This is a genomic window from Alcaligenes sp. YSL9 (assembly GCF_030515105.1).
Lineage (GTDB): Bacteria > Pseudomonadota > Gammaproteobacteria > Burkholderiales > Burkholderiaceae_B > Alcaligenes > Alcaligenes phenolicus.
This window is the reverse complement of sequence record NZ_JALXJU010000002.1, coordinates 394,118-411,774: the sequence shown is the minus strand read 5'-3', so window position 1 is coordinate 411,774 and position 17,657 is coordinate 394,118. Positions and strand designations below refer to the sequence as shown.

At 56.3% G+C, this 17,657-nt stretch carries 14 protein-coding genes and 1 tRNA gene; 12 read left to right on the top strand and 3 right to left on the bottom strand.

Features of this window, described 5'->3' with window-relative positions; all coding sequences use genetic code 11:
- Window positions 1-97 precede the first annotated feature (97 nt).
- The 9 genes from mnmC (at window position 98) to glnQ (ending at window position 10,017) form a co-directional block, all read left to right on the top strand.
- Window positions 98-1,963 (top strand): FAD-dependent 5-carboxymethylaminomethyl-2-thiouridine(34) oxidoreductase MnmC, encoded by a 1,866-nt coding sequence (gene mnmC / locus M2Q46_RS10020; protein ID WP_302357171.1) that lies wholly within the window; start codon window positions 98-100, stop codon window positions 1,961-1,963.
- Between the two features lie 151 nt (window positions 1,964-2,114).
- On the top strand, window positions 2,115-4,283 hold the full coding sequence (locus tag M2Q46_RS10015) for a glycoside hydrolase family 31 protein (RefSeq protein WP_115634325.1): 2,169 nt from the start codon (window positions 2,115-2,117) through the stop codon (window positions 4,281-4,283).
- Window positions 4,284-4,548: 265 nt separating this feature from the next.
- Window positions 4,549-4,624 (top strand) — tRNA-Lys (locus tag M2Q46_RS10010).
- Between the two features lie 246 nt (window positions 4,625-4,870).
- Window positions 4,871-5,881 carry a methionine ABC transporter ATP-binding protein gene (locus M2Q46_RS10005; protein WP_045930959.1) on the top strand — a complete coding sequence of 337 codons (1,011 nt, stop codon included), beginning with the start codon at window positions 4,871-4,873 and terminating at the stop codon, window positions 5,879-5,881.
- Complete coding sequence (locus M2Q46_RS10000) at window positions 5,878-6,537, top strand: methionine ABC transporter permease (protein WP_022983463.1); 660 nt, start codon at window positions 5,878-5,880, stop codon at window positions 6,535-6,537. The genes M2Q46_RS10005 and M2Q46_RS10000 overlap by 4 nt, the downstream gene beginning before the upstream one ends.
- A gap of 50 nt (window positions 6,538-6,587) precedes the next feature.
- Window positions 6,588-7,379, top strand: coding sequence for a MetQ/NlpA family ABC transporter substrate-binding protein (locus tag M2Q46_RS09995; RefSeq protein WP_009455007.1), 792 nt, complete (start codon window positions 6,588-6,590; stop codon window positions 7,377-7,379).
- Window positions 7,380-7,580: 201 nt separating this feature from the next.
- Complete coding sequence (gene glnH, locus M2Q46_RS09990) at window positions 7,581-8,339, top strand: glutamine ABC transporter substrate-binding protein GlnH (RefSeq protein WP_009455006.1); 759 nt, start codon at window positions 7,581-7,583, stop codon at window positions 8,337-8,339.
- A gap of 173 nt (window positions 8,340-8,512) precedes the next feature.
- Window positions 8,513-9,292 carry an ABC transporter permease subunit gene (locus M2Q46_RS09985; protein WP_022983464.1) on the top strand — a complete coding sequence of 260 codons (780 nt, stop codon included), beginning with the start codon at window positions 8,513-8,515 and terminating at the stop codon, window positions 9,290-9,292.
- Complete coding sequence (gene glnQ, locus M2Q46_RS09980) at window positions 9,289-10,017, top strand: glutamine ABC transporter ATP-binding protein GlnQ (RefSeq protein ID WP_009454997.1); 729 nt, start codon at window positions 9,289-9,291, stop codon at window positions 10,015-10,017. Before M2Q46_RS09985 ends, glnQ begins: the two co-directional genes overlap by 4 nt.
- A 110-nt stretch (window positions 10,018-10,127) precedes the next feature.
- Here glnQ and M2Q46_RS09975 read toward each other — a convergent pair whose 3' ends face one another.
- From M2Q46_RS09975 to M2Q46_RS09965, 3 genes are all read right to left on the bottom strand, one after another.
- Window positions 10,128-10,835, bottom strand: a complete 708-nt coding sequence (locus M2Q46_RS09975) for a hypothetical protein (protein WP_009454993.1) — start codon at window positions 10,833-10,835, stop codon at window positions 10,128-10,130.
- 163 nt (window positions 10,836-10,998) lie between these two features.
- Window positions 10,999-11,709 carry an N-acetylmuramate alpha-1-phosphate uridylyltransferase MurU gene (gene murU / locus M2Q46_RS09970; protein WP_302357163.1) on the bottom strand — a complete coding sequence of 237 codons (711 nt, stop codon included), beginning with the start codon at window positions 11,707-11,709 and terminating at the stop codon, window positions 10,999-11,001.
- The gene (locus tag M2Q46_RS09965) at window positions 11,709-12,755 is read right to left on the bottom strand and encodes an aminoglycoside phosphotransferase family protein (RefSeq protein WP_083054100.1); all 1,047 of its coding nucleotides are present in this window, start codon (window positions 12,753-12,755) and stop codon (window positions 11,709-11,711) included. The genes murU and M2Q46_RS09965 overlap by 1 nt, the downstream gene beginning before the upstream one ends.
- Window positions 12,756-12,878: 123 nt before the next feature.
- Here M2Q46_RS09965 and M2Q46_RS09960 point away from each other — a divergent pair, with 123 nt between their 5' ends.
- Genes M2Q46_RS09960 through rsmA form a run of 3 tightly spaced genes read left to right on the top strand, consistent with a single transcriptional unit; the run spans window position 12,879 to window position 17,510 of the window.
- The gene (locus M2Q46_RS09960) at window positions 12,879-15,266 is read left to right on the top strand and encodes an LPS-assembly protein LptD (RefSeq protein ID WP_367997721.1); all 2,388 of its coding nucleotides are present in this window, start codon (window positions 12,879-12,881) and stop codon (window positions 15,264-15,266) included.
- The gene (locus tag M2Q46_RS09955) at window positions 15,259-16,710 is read left to right on the top strand and encodes a peptidylprolyl isomerase (protein WP_035271041.1); all 1,452 of its coding nucleotides are present in this window, start codon (window positions 15,259-15,261) and stop codon (window positions 16,708-16,710) included. Before M2Q46_RS09960 ends, M2Q46_RS09955 begins: the two co-directional genes overlap by 8 nt.
- 8 nt (window positions 16,711-16,718) lie before the next feature.
- Window positions 16,719-17,510 carry a 16S rRNA (adenine(1518)-N(6)/adenine(1519)-N(6))-dimethyltransferase RsmA gene (rsmA, locus tag M2Q46_RS09950; RefSeq protein WP_137431391.1) on the top strand — a complete coding sequence of 264 codons (792 nt, stop codon included), beginning with the start codon at window positions 16,719-16,721 and terminating at the stop codon, window positions 17,508-17,510.
- The last annotated feature ends 147 nt before the right edge of the window (window positions 17,511-17,657 follow it).

The window sequence follows — 17,657 nt, the reverse complement described above, 5'->3', positions numbered from 1 at the left end:
GAGACTTTTCATTGTACGTGTTTGTTGGTGTCAGTTTGATTAAGGCCAGTTTAAGGGGTTAGAGCGTGTGTGAGTGTTGTTATGGGCAGGAAAATTAATGGCTGCCTCTGCGTTTGAGCCCCTGGTCCCGGCCGTTCTGGAGTTCAATGAGCATGGCGTGCCCGTCAGCGCGGTGTATCAGGATAGCTATCACCCGGCAGATGGCCCTTTGGGGCAGGCACGACGGGTGTTTCTGCACGGTAATGGTCTGCCCGAGCGTTGGCGGGGGCGATCCCAATTTACGATTTGTGAAACCGGCTTTGGACTGGGGGCCAGCTTTCTGGCTACCTGGCAGGCCTGGCGTCAGGACCCGGAGCGCAGCCAGCGGCTGCATTTCGTGTCGGTTGAGGCCCATCCCTTCCGCCAGGCAGATTTGGCGATTCTGTACGCCCGCTTGCCCGAGGAGTTGCAGACCCAAGCCCAGGAACTGCTGGCAGCCTGGCCCATACTGGTGCCGGGCATACACAGGCTGGAGCTGGATAGGGGACAAGTCACACTGACCTTGGCCTTTGGGCAAGCCGAAACCATGATGCGCGAGCTGCACTGCCATGCGGACGCGTTTTACCTGGATGGCTTTGCGCCCCGTGGCAATCCTTCCATGTGGTCGCGGTCGGTCCTGGGGCAACTGGTGCGTCTGGCTGCGCCGGGGGCGACAGCGGCTTCCTGGTGCTGTGCCGGGCAGGTGCGACGTGATCTGGCCTCGGTAGGTTTTGAAGTGGAAAAAGTCCCCGGTGCCGGGGGGAAGTGGTGCACCATTCGCGCTCGCTTGCGTCCCCACCTGGGACGACGAAGCAATTTGCCACCACAGCAAGGGCGGGCGGTAGTGATTGGTGCCGGTTTGGCGGGAGCGGCCTGTGCCTGGGAGTTGGCCCGCAAAGGTGTGCCCGTTCTGGTTTGTGATCCGGCACTGAGCCAGGGCCTGGATGCAACGCATCAAGGCCACCGTCTGGCTGCCATCTCCCCCGTGTTCGCCCTGGATGATGCCCCCTTGGCCCGCTTGAGCCGTAATGCTGTTCTGCATGCCTGGCAGGGCTGGAAAGACTTGCCGGAAGCGGCTCGCCCGCGTCGAGTCGGAACCTTGGTGTTTGGGCAGGCGGGCAATAGTGATGCCGAAATTCAGCAGGCGCTGGAGCGTTTGGCCTTGGACCAGGATTGGGTGCAATGGCTGGATCGTGAGCAGGGCTCGGCCTTGGCTGGGGTGCCGCTGCAAGGCGGTGGCCTGTATTTTCCGCAAGGCATGGTGGTGAATCCCGGCGCACTGGTTGCCTATCTGCTGGATCACCCCTTGATTCAATGCCTGCCAGAGCAGGTGTCCTTGCGAGCCGGCCCGGAGCCGGAAGTGTGGGAGGTCTGCAATCAGCAGGGGGAGTGCCTCGAAAGCAGCAATCGTGTAGTGATAGCTGCGGCAGCCCAAAGCCTGAGTTTGCTGCCCGACGAGTTCTTGGCCCAGCATCCCCTGCCACGGCTGGCGGCCATGCAGCGTCTGGCCGGGCAGGTGACATACTTGCCTGCCGAACAGGCTTTGACTCGTGGCGAAGTGACTTTAAGCGGTCAGGGCTATATCCTGCCTGTAGGCCCGCAGGGGCAAGTCATTGGTAGCACCTACGAACGTTTTGGTGAGTCTGCCCAGGTCAGCCGCCAGGGTCATCAGCAAAATATAGAAAAAGTTTCTGCCATGCTGGCTCATCCCGCTGTGGCGGTGGCAACACCCGAACAAGGATGGGCCGGTTGGCGCTGTGCTTTAAGTGATCATTTGCCCGTGATGGGTTTTGTGCCGGGCCCGCCCGGTTTGTTTATGGCTGCGGCTTACGGCTCACGTGGTTTGAGTTGGAGCCTGCTGGCAGCCAGTTTGTTTGCCGCTTATTGTCTGGAGGAACCCATTCCTTTGGAGCGGCGTTTGGAGCAAGCTTTAATACCTCGCTAAGGCCCTTTTTTCGAATTATTTCGGCGAAATTTGAAGCAACATTTTCCTTTGTAGCGCAAATACGTCAAAATAGTGGCCTTGTTAAGTAATCTTGAGCGTGACCCTGCGATCAGCATCGTGCCGTTCGCTCCACTCTGACGACGTGACACAATTGTTTAATCATCTGAGTTTGTTGACGACGAAACCGGCCCAGGCCGATTTCGCTTTTGTCGAAACCGATTTTGCGCTGCGCATCGAAGCTCATGCGCCGGGTGTTTTTCGTTTCCGCTGTATGCCGGCTACCCGGCTCGATAATGAAAAGCTCAGTACCCGTGCCAAAGCTTTGGGCGATATGCTGCTGGCCCGCCATGAGGCGGTCAGCGAATTTCAACTGGAAGCAGCCGATTCGGGCTGGCGGATTGAGCAGGGCGAGCTTGCCCTGCACATTCAGGCCAATCCGTGGCGCTTTGAAGTCCGGCGTGGCGAGCAACTGCTCTTGAGCAGTGGCGATCAGCCATTGACACTCGAGCAAGAGCCCAACAGTTGCTGGCAGCTGGCTCTGGCCCTGGCCGAGGAAGATGCCCTGTATGGTTTGGGCGAAACCCTGGGCGAGCTGGACCGCCGCGAGGAAACAGTCGACACCGATCGCCCGGACGACCGCAGCCTGCCTTTGCTCTGGAGCACCCAAGGCTGGGGTTTATACATCAATACCTTCGAGCGGGTTGAACATGATCTGGGTCAGCAAGACCTGGATGCGTACCGCGCTCGTGTACACGCTGCCGACCTGGATTTCTTCCTGTTCCTGGGTGATCCCAGCGAAATCATCAACCAGTACTCCGCCTTGACGGGCCGTGCTGGTCAGCCCGGTGTCACGCCTATGGGCTTGTGGCTGGATGGCGCTCAGGCGCAGGATGTAACGTCCTTGCGTGAGCTGGCCAATCAGTGCCGCGAGCAGGGCATTGCGCTGGATGTGGCCGTCTTGCCGCCACCGGAGCCTTACGATTTTCAGCAGGACAAGCCTACGCTGGAGTGGGATGCCGCCCGCATGGCTGACCCTCGCGACGCTTTCTCTGCCTTGCAGAATGATCAGTTGCAGCTGGCCGCCTGGACTCGTCCTTGCGTACTGGCGGGCACCAGCTTGTTCGAAGAGTGGGAAGATCGCGGTTGGTTGCTTATCAATGATGACGACGGCTGCGCCTATGTCTTCCCTGGCGACGAGCTAAGCGGTGGACGCGACTACGGTTTGCTGGACCTGACCCACAAAGACGTGTTCCGCATGTGGACCGAGCGCCAGCGTCAGATGGTCGACGATGGTCTGGGTGCCGTGTTGTGCAATGCCCGTTTTGATATTCCGGATGCCATCACCAGCCGTGGTGGCGAGTCTGGCGCCCTGTTGCGTGCAATTTACCCTGTGCTGGCACGTCAGGCCCTGTTTGATGCTGTTGCCGGTCACAAGACACCGCAAGAAGGCGTGGTTGCCAGCCGCGACCTGAGCCCATCTTCCCAGCGCTTTGCCTGGCAGTTGGGCCCGCAGGTGGAAAATACCTGGGCAGGTCTGACGCAATCCTTGAAGTCCGCCTTGGCTACCGGTAATAGCGGCGTGCCTATCCAGATTCATGGCTGGGGCAATGCGGCTGCATCGACTAGCGAAATGACGCCAGAGTTGTACCTGCGCTGGTTGGCCATGTCGGTTTTCTCGGCAAACTTCAGTCTGCAAGGTATTCCTGCCTTGCGTCCTGATGCGTTTGATGAAGAAACCCAGGCTCAGGTTGCTCATTGGCTGGAGTGGCGTTTCCGTCTGGTGCCTTATGTATTGGGCATTATTGAAGACGCCGTGCGTACTGGCTTGCCGGTACAGCGCTCCATGGCTCAAAGCTTCCCGGCAGATGCCCAGGCTCGCTTGTGGGATACCCAGTATTTGTTGGGTCCTGCCTTGCTGGTGGCTCCTGTCTTGCAGCCCGGCCAGGATATCGAGGTCTACCTGCCTGAAGGCGATGCCTGGTGGGATCTGAGCACGGGCTGGCGCTATGAAGGCGGCACCATCCTGAAAATGACTGTGGGTCTGGACCGCTTGCCGGTCTTTGGCCGCGAAGGCCATATGCTGTGTCTGGGACCGGTGGTCAAGCATACATCCGAGTTCAACTCGGCTCGTTTGCTGGATGAGGTCTGGATGTTTGGCATGCCCGAGCACAGCCCGGTTGTGATGCGCAACAAGATTCGCGTCATGCAGATGCAGGGCTCCAGCTACATCAAGGGTCTGGAAGGATTGAAGATCCTGCCGTCCGAAGGGCTGGAGGTCAAACGCCGTGGTGCCGAGGTTCGTATTTCTCGTGCCCGTTAAGCGCTAGACGAGCCTGATCGTCTTTGAATGCCTCCCGGCATTGGGGTCTGACCTCAGTCTCGGGAGGCATTTTCTATTTTCAGCAGTAAATGCTCCTGGATAGATGTTCCGATTTTGTTTCTGAAACAGGGAAAAGGGCAGGGGCGGGGCCTTAACAAGACGCTGTTTTCAGGTTTTTTAAAGAAAAACGCCTTTTTTCCAATTATTTTGCATTTAGTGCTTGACGGCTCCTTCGAATCAGGCCATAATTTCATCTTTCAGTCGGGGGTCGTTAGCTCAGTCGGTAGAGCAGCGGACTTTTAATCCGTTGGTCGCGCGTTCGAGTCGCGCACGACCCACCACTAAACTGAAACGTAGAAACAAGGCCGCTCTTAGCGGCCTTTTTCTTTGGGCGCTTGCCTTGCACAGCCAAGGTCACATCCGCGCATTGGCCGGTCGGAAATCTTGCTATACAGTGCAGCCCTCAGTATGGTTTCAATATTTCCTTGGGTTATATCTATCTGGTCATAGTCAAATTTGCTTTATGGTAAATTTCGCTTACAGCTCAGGCTTTTATAACTCGACTGACTAACTAGGCTGAGTTCATCTTGATTCGTCTTGAACACATCTCAAAAACCTATTCCCTGGCAGGCAAGACCGTTCATGCTTTGAACGACGTTTCCTTGCAGATTCACCAAGGAGAGGTCTTCGGTATTATTGGTCGCTCGGGTGCTGGGAAAAGTACGCTGATCCGCATGCTCAATCTGCTTGAGCAACCCAGTTCAGGTCAGGTCTGGGTACAGGATCAGGACATCACACGCTTTTCGGGTGCGCAGTTGCGCGCGTTCCGACAGGGCGTGGGTATGGTGTTCCAGCATTTCAATCTGCTCCATTCCCGCACGGTTCTGGATAATGTCTGTTTTCCTCTGCGCCTGGCAGGGGTGGATCGCGCCCAACGTCACGCTCGTGCTCTGGAAGTGCTGGAGCTGGTGGGCTTGAAGGACCATGCCAATAAGTATCCCCGTCAGTTATCGGGCGGACAACAGCAGCGCGTCGGTATTGCCCGTGCCCTGGCCAATCGGCCGCAGCTTTTGCTGTGCGACGAAGCGACCTCGGCGCTGGATCCGGAAACCACCCAGTCGATCTTGCGTTTGCTGCGCGAGATCAATCAGGAGCTGGGGCTGACGATTGTCCTGATTACGCACGGCATGGATGTCATTCGCTCAGTCTGTGATCGGGTTGCCGTGATTGATGCCGGCAAGATTGTGGAGTGTGGTGAAGTGCTGGATGTGTTTTTGCACCCGCATCATCCCACTACGCAGTCCTTGCTCAGTGAAAGCGGCGTGAACGCTGACGACTGGCATGCCTTGGCAGAGGGTGTGCCCGGTAGCGTCATGCGCTTGAGCGTGCGCGGTGTGGCGACAACGGAGCCTTTGATCAGCCGTATCACCAGCCAGCTGGGGCTGAATGTCAGTATTTTGCAGGGGGCCATTGGCCGCATCAAGACCGAGCCTTACGGACAACTGGTCGTGGCCGTGGAAGGCGATGCGCAGGCTAAAGCAGGGCTGGATGCCTTGCTGACTGAATTGAATGTCCAATTTGAGGTATTGCGACCATGAACTTTAGCAACCTGGATTGGGCGCTGATTGGTGAAGCCACGATTGATACCTTGTTGATGACGGGTATTTCGCTGGGCTTTACCGCAATTATTGGTTTGCCATTAGGCGTGCTGCTGTTTCTGACCAGCCGCAAGCAGATGCTGGACAATGCCTGGATCTACCAGAGCTTGTCCCTGATCGTGAATATTTTGCGGTCCGTGCCGTTCCTGATTCTCCTGATCGTCATTATTCCTTTGACACGCATTCTGGCCGGTACGTCGTTGGGGGTGCAGGGCGCTATTCCACCCTTGGTCCTGAGCGCCGCGCCGTTTTTTGCCCGTTTGGTGGAAAACGTCCTGCGTGAACTGGATCCCGGTGTGAATGAGGCCTGCCGTGCCATGGGAGCGAACTCCCGTCAGACCGTTTTGCTGGCTTTGCTGCCTGAGGCGACGACCGGCATTGTGGCGGCCCTGATTGTGACCGCGATTGCCCTGGTGGGGTATTCGGCCATGTCCGGTGTGATCGGCGGTGGTGGCCTGGGTGACCTGGCCTTGCGCTTTGGTTATCAACGATATCAAACGGATGTCATGGTGGTGACCGTGACTATCCTGGTGGTGCTGGTGCAACTCCTGCAGGTGTTTGGAGACGCCATGGTGGCTCGCTTGAGCCGAAAATAAGTCCTGGCAGCTATCGTCATAGTCTTGCCTTTCTGAAACTGGAGTCGCTCATGTCTTTGAAGAAATTTGTTCCCGTTCTGGCCTTGTCCGTGTCGGCTCTGCTGGCCAGCGTGGCCCAAGCTGCCGAGACCCTGTCGGTTGCTGCTACCCCCGTGCCGCATGCCGAGCTGCTGGAGTTTGTGAAGCCTGCTTTGGCCAAGGAAGGTGTGAACCTGGATATCAAGGTGTTCACCGATTACGTGCAGCCCAATCAGCAAGTGGCTGACGGCCATATCGATGCCAACTTCTTCCAGCACAAACCTTACCTGGATACGTTCAACAAAGAACACAAAACCGATCTGGTGTCGGTGGCCGTGGTTCACGTTGAGCCCTTCGGTGCCTACTCCACCAAGATCAAGAGCCTGGACGAGCTGAAAGAAGGCGCACTGGTGGCGATCCCTAACGATCCTTCCAACGGTGCCCGTGCCTTGCTGTTGCTGCAAAAAGCCGGCGTTCTGACGCTGAAAGATCCCTCCAACATCCTGGCTACCTCGCGTGATGTGGACCAGAACCCCAAGAAGCTGAAGTTCAAGGAGCTGGAAGCCGCTACCTTGCCTCGCGTTCTGGCTGATGTGGATATCGCCCTGATCAACACCAACTACGCGCTGGAAGCCGGTCTGAACCCCACCAAGGATGCTTTGGCTATCGAAGGTGCAGACTCCCCTTACGCCAACTTGATCGCTGTAGCTGCCAAGTCCAAGGATGACCCACGCGTGGCCAAGCTGATCCAGGCTCTGCATAGCGAAGACGTGAAGAAATTCATCGCTGACAAGTACAAAGGTTCTATTGTTCCTGCGTTCTGAATTTGAGTGTTGATACGACTCGCTGTATGAAAAAACCTCGGGATTTCCCGAGGTTTTTCTTTTTTTAAAACTATTAAATACAAACAGTTGTGCTGCTTCGGGTAGGATAGATCAACGCTGGGGCAGGTCATGAGCCTGCGCTGACTTGGGTAAAACATCGAACTGGCTGGTTTTGGGTCAGTCCCTACAGAGGAGTAACGGATGTTCAATAAGAAAATGAAAACCCTGATGGCCGGTTTGGCCTTGGCTTTGGCTTTGCCCGCTGGGCAGGCTCTGGCACAACAAGGCAAAGAGCTGGTGGTCGCAACCGATACGGCGTTTGTGCCTTTTGAGTTCAAGCAAAACGGTAAATACACCGGTTTTGACATCGACCTGTGGGATGCGGTCGCCAAGAAGGCCAATCTGAATTACCGCTTCCAGCCCATGGACTTCAACGGCATTATTCCAGGCCTGCAAACCCGCAATCTGGATGCCGCGCTGGCCGGGATCACCATTCGTGATGACCGCAAGCAAGTGATCGATTTCTCCGATCCTTACTACGAAAGCGGTCTGGCCATTCTGGTCAACACCGATAACTCGGCCATCAAGACTGCCTCCGATCTGGAAGGCAAGACTGTAGCGGTGAAGATCGGTACCGCCACGGTGGACTTCATGCAGCGCTCGGTTCCTACCGCCAAGCTCAAGCTGTTCCCCAATATCGACAATGCCTTCCTGGAGCTGGCAACTGGCCGTGTGGACGCGGTGGTGCACGATACGCCTAACGTGCAGTACTACGCCCAGACTGGCGGCAAGGATCGTGTGAAGGTCACTGGTGCCGTGAAAAGTGGTGACTTCTACGGTATCGCCTTTCCCAAGGACAGCGAACTGGTTCCGGTCGTGAACCAGGCTTTGAAAGATATTCGTGCTGATGGCACCTACGACAAAATCTACCAGAAATGGTTTGGCAAGCAGCCTGAATAAACAGGCGTAAAGCCAAGCGCATGCCAAGCGGTGATCGCGTGTCGTAACGGGATCACCGCTTTTATTTTTTGACGCTCTGTTGTGGGCGTTTATTCAAAGACAAAGGTAGCACTGTGACTTTTGAATGGGACGCTATCTGGGGGGCTTTACCCAGCCTTCTGGAAGGTACAAAAATGACGCTGCTCATTACCCTTTTGGGGTTGGTGGGTGGCGCTATATTGGGTTTTCTGACCGGGGTGATTACCACCTATATTCGGGTACCGGTCACCTGGCGCCGAGCCGCCTTGTTCGTGTTGGGCGTGTTTGCACTGGGCTTTGCGCTCAAGGGCCTGTCCTGGCTGATGAGCAACTGGCTGAGCTTTGTGCCAGCCTGGATCTGGAGCTCCATACAGGCGTTGATCGCTCTGTCGCTATTGGGCTTTTTCAGACGCTACCTGTTGTATGTGCTCTCTTTCCTATGCCAGCTTTACGTGCTGTTCATACGCGGCACGCCTATCGTGGTGCAGGTGATGTTCATCTACTTCGCGCTACCCATGCTGGCCAGTATCCGAATTGACGGGCTGACCGCGGCGATCTTCACCTTGATGATCAACTCCGGGGCCTATATTTCCGAGATTGTGCGTGGTGCCTTGCAATCTGTGCCCAAGGGCCTGAAAGAGGCCGGAGAGGCCATGGGCCTGCCGTTTCACAAGATCTTGCGCCACATTATTGGACCGGTGGCGTTTCGCCGCATGATTCCCGCCATGGGTAACCAGTGCATCATCAGCTTGAAGGATTCTTCGCTGTTTATTGTGATTGGGGTTGCCGAGCTGACCCGTCAGGGCCAGGAAATTATTGCGAACAACTTCCGTTCGGTGGAGATTTGGGGAGCGGTGGCGGTGATCTACCTGATTCTGACCAGCCTGATTGCCCTGACTCTGAAGTTTATTGAACACCGCATGAGGATTGTATGAGTATTGTCGAGTTCAAGAAGGTAACCAAGCGCTTTGGCGACAATATCGTGCTCGACGATATCAGTCTGAATATTGATAAAGGCGAAGTGGTTGTGGTGGTTGGCCCGTCCGGGTCGGGAAAATCCACCTTCCTGCGCTGCATCAACAAGCTGGAAGACATTCAGGCTGGCGATATCGTGGTCAATGGTTTGAGCGTCAATGGTACGCCCGCTCAGGTGCGCGACTTGCGCCGGGAAGCAGGGATGGTGTTCCAGCAGTTCAATCTGTTTCCACAGATGAGCGCTTTGGAAAACGTCATGTTCGGGCCTATCCATACGCGTGGCACCAGCCGCTCTCAGGCGCGTGAGGAAGCGACGGAGTTGCTGGCCAAGGTCGGCCTGGCCGAGCGTATGAATCATTATCCTAACGAGCTGTCCGGTGGCCAGCAGCAGCGGGTCGCCATTGCTCGTGCCCTGGCGATCAAACCCAAGCTGATGCTGTTTGATGAGCCTACCTCCGCACTGGACCCGGAACTGCGTCAGGAAGTGCTCAAGGTCATGCAGTTGCTGGCTGAGGAGGGCATGACCATGGTGGTGGTGACACACGAGATGGATTTTGCGCGTCGTGTGGGTAGCCGTCTGATCTTTATTGATCAGGGCAGGGTGGCACACGATGGCCCACCTGCGGAGTTGCTGAGCAATCCACCTAGCCAACGTTTGAAAGACTTTTTGCAGCACGTGGCTTAAGAGTCTGGCTGGATCGTCGGCTAAAAAAAGCCCTTCAGGATTTTGGCGATGAAGCCAAGGGCCTGAAGGGCTTTCTTGTGACTATCAGCCTGTGCGTGACAGGTCAGCGCTTATCGGGAGGGCGTCACGTAGATGGTGCGCGTGGCAACCACGCGGTTCGCGCCATCCGGCTTGATGCGGATCGTGACCTGACGGGGCGTAAAGCCGGCGGGCAGCTCTGCGGAGCCATTGATGTAGGCGTAACGGCCTACGCTGACAGGCTGGCTGGGCAGGTCCACATTGCCGCTGCGACCATTGCTGTAGCGGCCAGCAGCAACCAACTCCATGGTGCCGGTGAATTCGGCGTCCTTGCCCTTGTCCTGCATCAGCAGCACAAAGTGGTTCAGTTGGCCGTCCGTAACCGAGAACTCGGCAGCGCGAATGCCAGGGGAGGTGCCGCGCGGGTCAGGAGGCATGGCATCGGCAAATAGCGCGATATCCTTTTCCAGCTTGGTGACCATGGCCTGCAGATCGCTGGTCTGTTTGCCCAGCTTGTCTTCCTTCTGGCTGACATCTTCAAGATCGCGACTGGTCTGGTTCAACTGAGCTTGCAGACGTTGCTTGTCAGCATTGGCGCTGTTGAGGTCATAGTGCAGTTGTTCCGACTGCTCCACGGTCAGGCGCGTAGGGCCATAGCTTTTTTGCAAGAACAGCAGGCCACCAGCACCTAGGGCAATACCTGTCAAAAGCAGGACAAACCAGCGTGGAATACGGCGTTTTCGACGGCTGGAGCCGTAGGCGGTGGGTTTGAATACGGTGCGTTTGGAGGAACCAAGCATGAGAACAGACGTTCCTGTCAGACAAGGGACTCAAAGCAAATCAAGTCCCGATTACAAAACCCATTAGCATAGACGTCATTGGGGCTACGGAGGCGGGATGGCTGGCTTTGTTGCCCTTTGTTGTGCTTGGAAACGTCTGCCAGCTAGCCTGGAAAATATCAGTTTACTGTGAGGGTGCTAACGATTCCAAGTGTTGGTTTAACTCGGCTAATCGTTCGGGGGTACCGACATCCATCCAGAAACCTTCATGCAGACTGCCCAGCACCTGCCGGCGCTCGATGGCGGCATGCAGCAGGGGGGCGGCTTTGGCAGGCTGATCTTTGGGCAGATGGGCAAAGAGTTCGGGTTTGTAGACCCCTATGCCGCTCAAGGTGGCGCTGCGGGCACCCGCAAGGGTTTTGGCACATAGGTGCAATTGTCCTTCTTGCATGCCAAAGTCGCCTTCGGGGTGGTGGGGCGGGTTGGGGGTCAGGATCAACCAGGCCTGCTCCCGGCCAGCTTGCAAACGTTCGGCCATGGCAAAGGCTTGGGCAGGATCCCAGTCGGACCAGATATCGCCATTCATTAACAGGAAAGGCTGGCCCTGGAAAAAATCCAGTGCCTTGGCAATGCCACCGGCAGTTTCCAGGGCAGATGATTCAGGCGAGTAGCTCAGGCGCAGGCCCCATTGGGTGCCATCACCCAGAGTGGATTCAATCTGCTCACCCAGCCAGGCGTGGTTGATGATGACCTCTCGAAAGCCGGCTTTGGCCAGCGCGCGCAAGTGCCAGACGATGAGAGGCCGACCACCAGCCGGAATCAGGGGTTTGGGGCAGGTGTCGGTCAAGGGGCGCATGCGCTCACCTCGACCGGCCGCCAGAATCATGGCGCGCATCAGACCGTCATGCCCAAAACAGTTTGGCGACCTTCCAGGCGGTTCAGCAGGCGCAGCAAACCGTTAAAACACTCGTAGCGGCTGGCCACCTGATGTACATAGCCCAGCAGGCGGGGCATATGGTCCAGATAATGATGTTTGCCGTCACGCAGAGAGAGGCGGGCAAACACACCCAGAATGCGCAGATTGCGTTGCAGGCCCATCCATTCGTATTGCTGGTGGAACACGGCAAAGTCGGCAGGCACATCCAGGCCGGCTTCCATGGCGGCTTGCCAGTAGCGAATTGCCCAGTCCAGTTGCTGCTCTTCCGTCCAGGTAACACGCGCGTCCATTACCAGGGAGGCAATGTCATAGGTGATGGGGCCAGCCAGGGCGTCCTGGTAGTCGATAACACCGGGCTCGCTTTGGCCGGGCAGGGGCATCATCAAATTAGGGCTGTGGAAATCCCGGTGCACGAGTACAGTAGCGCTTTGCACATTGGCTTGAACCAGCTCGGCAAAGGTTTTGCGCAACATCTCCTGATCTTTTTCGCTCAGTTCGAACTGGCGATGTTTTTGGATGTACCACTCGGGGAACACCTGCAGCTCTTCCAGCAAACGCTGTTCGTTGTAGGGAGGCAAGCCCGTGGTGTCGGCTTGTTGCAATTTCACCAAGGTCAACAGCGTACTGCGGTACAGTTTGTCCAGTTCGCTTTGCGGCATGGGGTTTTTCAGTGCGGTCTGAAAATTGTCCTGGCCCAGATCGCTGAGCAGCAAAAAGCCTTGTTCAGTGTCTGCTGCCAGGATTTCGGGCACGTGGATGCCCGTCGGTGCCAGCAGCTCGGTAACGTGTACGAAGGGCTTGCAGTCTTCTGTGGCCGGAGGCGCATCCATCAAAACGACGGTTCGATCCTGGGCTTGCAGGCGAAAGTAACGGCGAAAGCTGGCGTCGCTGGAGGCCGTTTGCAGGCTGTCCAGATCCAGTCCAAACCGGGACTTCAGGGTGTTCAGCCAGGTAATTGCTTGCTGCAAACGAGGGTCGGTAGCGGCAGAAATAGAAGCAGACATAAATAAAGGGAAGCAGAAGATCGTAACGGATTAGTGTTTAGCAGTGCCGCTAAACGGCAGGCTTAACTATAATACCGGGTCGCCAGGGTTTTTCGTCTCTGGTGGAACAAATGCAGGACATAAATGCAGGACACAACTGGAGGCGCAGTCTTAGTGCGAGTTGCGGCGTGGTATATCGTGTTGATGATGACAGGCATGGGGGTCGCCCAGGCTCAGTCGTCCGTGCGTCCGTCTTTAAAGACGTCCCCCGGTTTGCAAGTGCGCAAGCTCCAGGAAGAGGATATGGCCGTCTATCTGATAGGCGACCAGATGAAAACACTGGAAGATGGCACCTTGCGTCTGGAAGGCGGTGCTCAGGTCCGGCGCATTGATTCTGTCGTCAAAGGCGACCGGATCGACTATCAGGAAAAAACCGGCCAGGTGGAAGTACGTGGCAACGGCCTGATCATGCGTGATGGGGCCCTGGTGCGCAGCCCGGAGTTTGATTACAACCTGGACGCGGATACAGGGCGCATGTCGTCCCCGGAGTTCTGGCTGGGGGCCACCGGCGGTAGCGGTACCGCGACGCAGGCTGATATTCTCAGTTCCAACCATATGCGGCTATCCGATGTGAATTACTCGGGTTGTCCATGTCCTGAACCTGCCTGGTATATCCAGTCGCCCAAGGTTGATCTGTATTCCAAGGAAAACGAAGGGGTGGCGCGTAATGGCGTCTTGTACTTCAAGGGTATGCCCCTGTTGTATTCCCCTTACCTGACCTTTCCGCTCCGTAAAGAGCGCAAGTCCGGTTTCCTTTTGCCTACTTACGGCATGACGACGCGGGGTGGTGTAGACCTGAGCGTGCCGTATTACCTGAATCTGGCCCCTAATTACGACGCCACCCTGACGCCCCGCTTCATGGCTAAACGCGGCGCCATGTTGGGGGGGGAATTCCGTTATCTGGGTGACAGCTTCTCCGGAGAGTTGACCGGTAACTATCTGCCTGATGACAAGGAGCTGGGTTATAAACGCTGGCTGTTCATGGGGCAGTATCGTCAGAGCCTGCCTGCCAGTTTCTATTTGAATGCGGATATCCGCCGTGTCTCGGATGATGATTATTTCCGTGACTTCAGCAGCTTTGGATTGAACGATTCCACCATTCAGGATCTGGCCAGCACGGTGACTCTGGGTTGGGGCGGTTCCAAGTATTTCCGCTCTCACGTCAGTGCGACGCGCTATCAGACCCTGCAGGATTCTTCTACTGGATATCGTCAGCCACAGTACGACAAATTGCCTGAGTGGTATTTGGGTGCATCCCGTTATAACTGGGGTGGCTTTGATGTGGTCAGCGATAACTACGCGACGCGTTTCCGCATGCCCTTTTATAGTGGCAACCTGAGCGAATTCGATAATATGCGCAGTACCCGTCTGGCTCCAGATGGTACGCGTTTCTCGTCCTACACAACGGTGGCTTACCCCATCGTTCGCCCAGGTTGGTACATCACGCCCAAAGCTGGCTTGCATATGAGCCAATACCAGACAGACTGGTATGTGGGTGATCCTAATATGGCGCGTTTCGCGGACCGGGCCCGTACGCAAAGTCGTGTTTTGCCTATCCTGTCCCTGGATACCGGCATGACCTTCGAGCGTGACACCACCTTGTTTGGCAACGACTCCATTCAAACCCTGGAGCCGCGTGTTTACTATCTGTACGTGCCTTATCGCGACCAATCCTCGCTGCCCTTGTACGACACCAGTCTGGCCAGTTTCAACTTTGCCCAGGCTTTCAGCGAAAATATCTTCTCCGGTGGTTGGGACCGTATCTCCAATGCGAACCAGGTCACCGTCGGCCTGACGTCCCGCTGGCTGGATGCGGACACGGGCTTCGAGCGTCTGGTTCTGCAGGCCGCTCAGCGCTTGTATTTTGATAAGCAAACCGTAACACTGGGCGACGAAAAAGCGCGTACCAGCACTCGTTCCGATTATCTGGTCGGTGCCAGTGCGGCTTTGACCAATACGTTCTCGGTCAACTTCGATGCGCAATTCAACCCGGACGAAAAACGCCGCAACCGTCTGGCCTCCGGTATTCGTTGGCGTCCTAAACGCCTGGCAACACTGGGTTTGAACTATCGTTATGAACGTGACCCCCGTCAGGTTGTTGATCCAAACTTTACGCCCGTTGACGAAGACCATCGTGGCAAGGAATACGTCTCCATGACTGGCCAATGGCCTTTGAGCAACAAGGTGTACGCTGTGGGACGTTACGATTACTCCATCCAGGAAAGCCGTGGCACGCAAACGGTGCTGGGACTGGAGTATAAAGGCGACTGTTGTTGGGCGGCTCGTGTGGTGATGCAACGCTATGCGGTTTCGGCCAGGGAAACCAATAAGGCCCTGTTCTTCCAGCTGGAGCTATCCGGTTTGGGCGGAATTGGCAACGACCCTATCAAAATGCTGCGTGACCGTGTGATTGGCTATGAACCCGTCACCAATCCCGTACAGGAAAAAATGATTCATGAGAGGTATGAATAATATGCGTTTCAGCTTGAAAAACCGTACCCTGTCATTGGCTTTGATGGCCGTCATGGGGCTGGGCACGGCTCAAATGGCTCAGGCGCAGTCCAAGCCCGCTGCAGCCAAGGCGGCACCCGCTGCTTCCTCCCAGTTTGTGGATGGCATTGCTGCCGTGGTTAATGACGAGGTGATTACCCTGCGTCAGGTTGATCTGGAAGCCGCACAGGTGCTGGAACAGTTAAAGCAGCAGAAAATTCCTGCTCCTGATCATGACATCTTGCGCAAACAGGTTTTGCAACGGCTGATCAATGAGCGCCTGGAGCAGCAGGAAGCTCGCGCCATGGGGATTTCAGTCGGTCCACAGCAAGTGGATGAAGGTGTGCGCATGATTGCCTCGCGCAACAATATGACTGAAGCCCAGTTGCGAGCCGAGATTGAAAAAAATGGCATTAGCTGGGAGCAGTACCGTGCCAATCTGAAGCAGGAAATCCTGCTGGATCAGTTGCGCATGCGAGCGGTCGACAGCAGCATCAATATTACGGACGCCGACATTGATATTTACCTGCGCTCTCAAGGTGGCGCAGGTTTGGGCAATTTGGGACAATCGGCGGCACAGGCGCAGAATGCACCTGTCAGTCTGGCGCAGATCCTGGTGCGTGTGCCTGAAGGCGCGAACTCCAGCGAAGAAGCGCGTTTGCGGACCAAAGCAGAAGGCCTGCTGGCCCAGGTTCGTTCCGGCGCAGACTTTGCTGGTTTGGCTGCCTCCAACTCGGATGGTCAAGAGGCCCTGAGCGGTGGTGCGTTGGGAACTCGTTCCTTGTCCGACTGGCCAGACTTATTTGCACAAGCTGTCCATAACCTGGCCCCCGGCCAGGTTTCCGACCTGATCCGCAGTGGTCAAGGCTTCCATATTCTGAAGGTGCTGGAGCGTGGCGGTGCTGCGCCTAGCAATACTTCGCCTGTGCCTAGTGCGGCATCGGCGCAGTCCGGTCCCATGATGGTGACCCAGACTCATGCTCGCCATATTCTAGTCAAGCTGTCCAAGGTTATGACTTCCGAGCAGGCTCGTCAGCGCATTGAGCAACTGCAAGTGCGTTTGCGCAATGGCGAGTCCTTCCAGGATCTGGCCAAGCGTTACTCGGAAGACAGCAGCGCACCACAAGGTGGTGATTTGGGTTGGCTCTCGCCTGGCGAGACTGTGCCTCCGTTCGAGCAAGCCATGGACAAGCTGCAACCCGGCAACGATACCGCCGTGGTGGAGTCCCAGTTTGGCTGGCACCTGATCCAGGTGATCGAGCGCCGTACCCGCAATATGGAAGGTGAGTACAAGCGCATGCAGGCCCGTCAGGCTCTGTTCCAGCAGCGTGCCGAGCCTGCCTTTGAAGATTGGCTGAACAGCCTGCGTGGCCGCGCTTACATTGATAACCGTTTGGACCCCGAGTCCAGCACCCGCCGTCGCTAAGGATAAGTATGGCCCAGCATCAGGCGCGTAAGCGCTTTGGACAGAACTTTCTGGAAGATGAGGCCATCATCGACCAGATCATCCGTGCGATTGGCCCTCGGCCTGTCGATAATATGGTGGAAATTGGTCCGGGCCTCTCGGCCCTGACCCGACCGCTGACGCAGGCGCTGGAGCGTTTGCGTGTGGTCGAGATTGACCGTGATCTGGCAGCCCGTCTGCGTAATCACTATTCGCCCAGCAAACTGGAAATCATTGAGGCTGATGCCTTGAGCGTGGACTTCGGTGCTTTAGGCCCGAATCTGCGTATTGTGGGTAATCTGCCGTACAACATCTCCAGCCCCTTGCTCTTTCATTTGCTGGACTATGCCGATGCCGTGGTGGATCAGCACTTCATGCTGCAACGCGAAGTGATTGATCGCATGGTCGCCAAACCCGGCTCTTCAGACTACAGCCGCCTGTCGGTGATGTTGCAGTCGCGCTATCGCATGGTGAAGTTGTTTGAAGTGCCGCCCGAGGCATTTAACCCACCACCGCGTGTTGTGTCGGCAGTCGTGCGTATGGTGCCTTTGGCGGCAGATCGTCCCCAGGCGCGTGACGCGCGTGTGTTCAGCCAGGTTGTGGCGCGGGCCTTCTCGCAAAAACGCAAGATGTTGCGCGGTGGTCTGGGTGACTGGACGGCTCATATCGACTGGGAGGCGCTGGAAATTGCACCTACCAGCCGACCGGCTGATTTGTCCCTGGAACAGTACATTGCCCTGGCCGATCACCTGATGGATAAGGGCGTTATCCAAGCCGTCTGATAGACAAAACCCCGTAAAGAAAAACACCCCAACATTGGATATCGATTCCGTTTTGGGGTGTTTTTTTTATGGCGGGTCGTGTAAGGCTACTCGTCCTTGGAGTGATCTGTTATGCCAGCTTGATTCTGCTGGGGCAAAGGGTCTTGC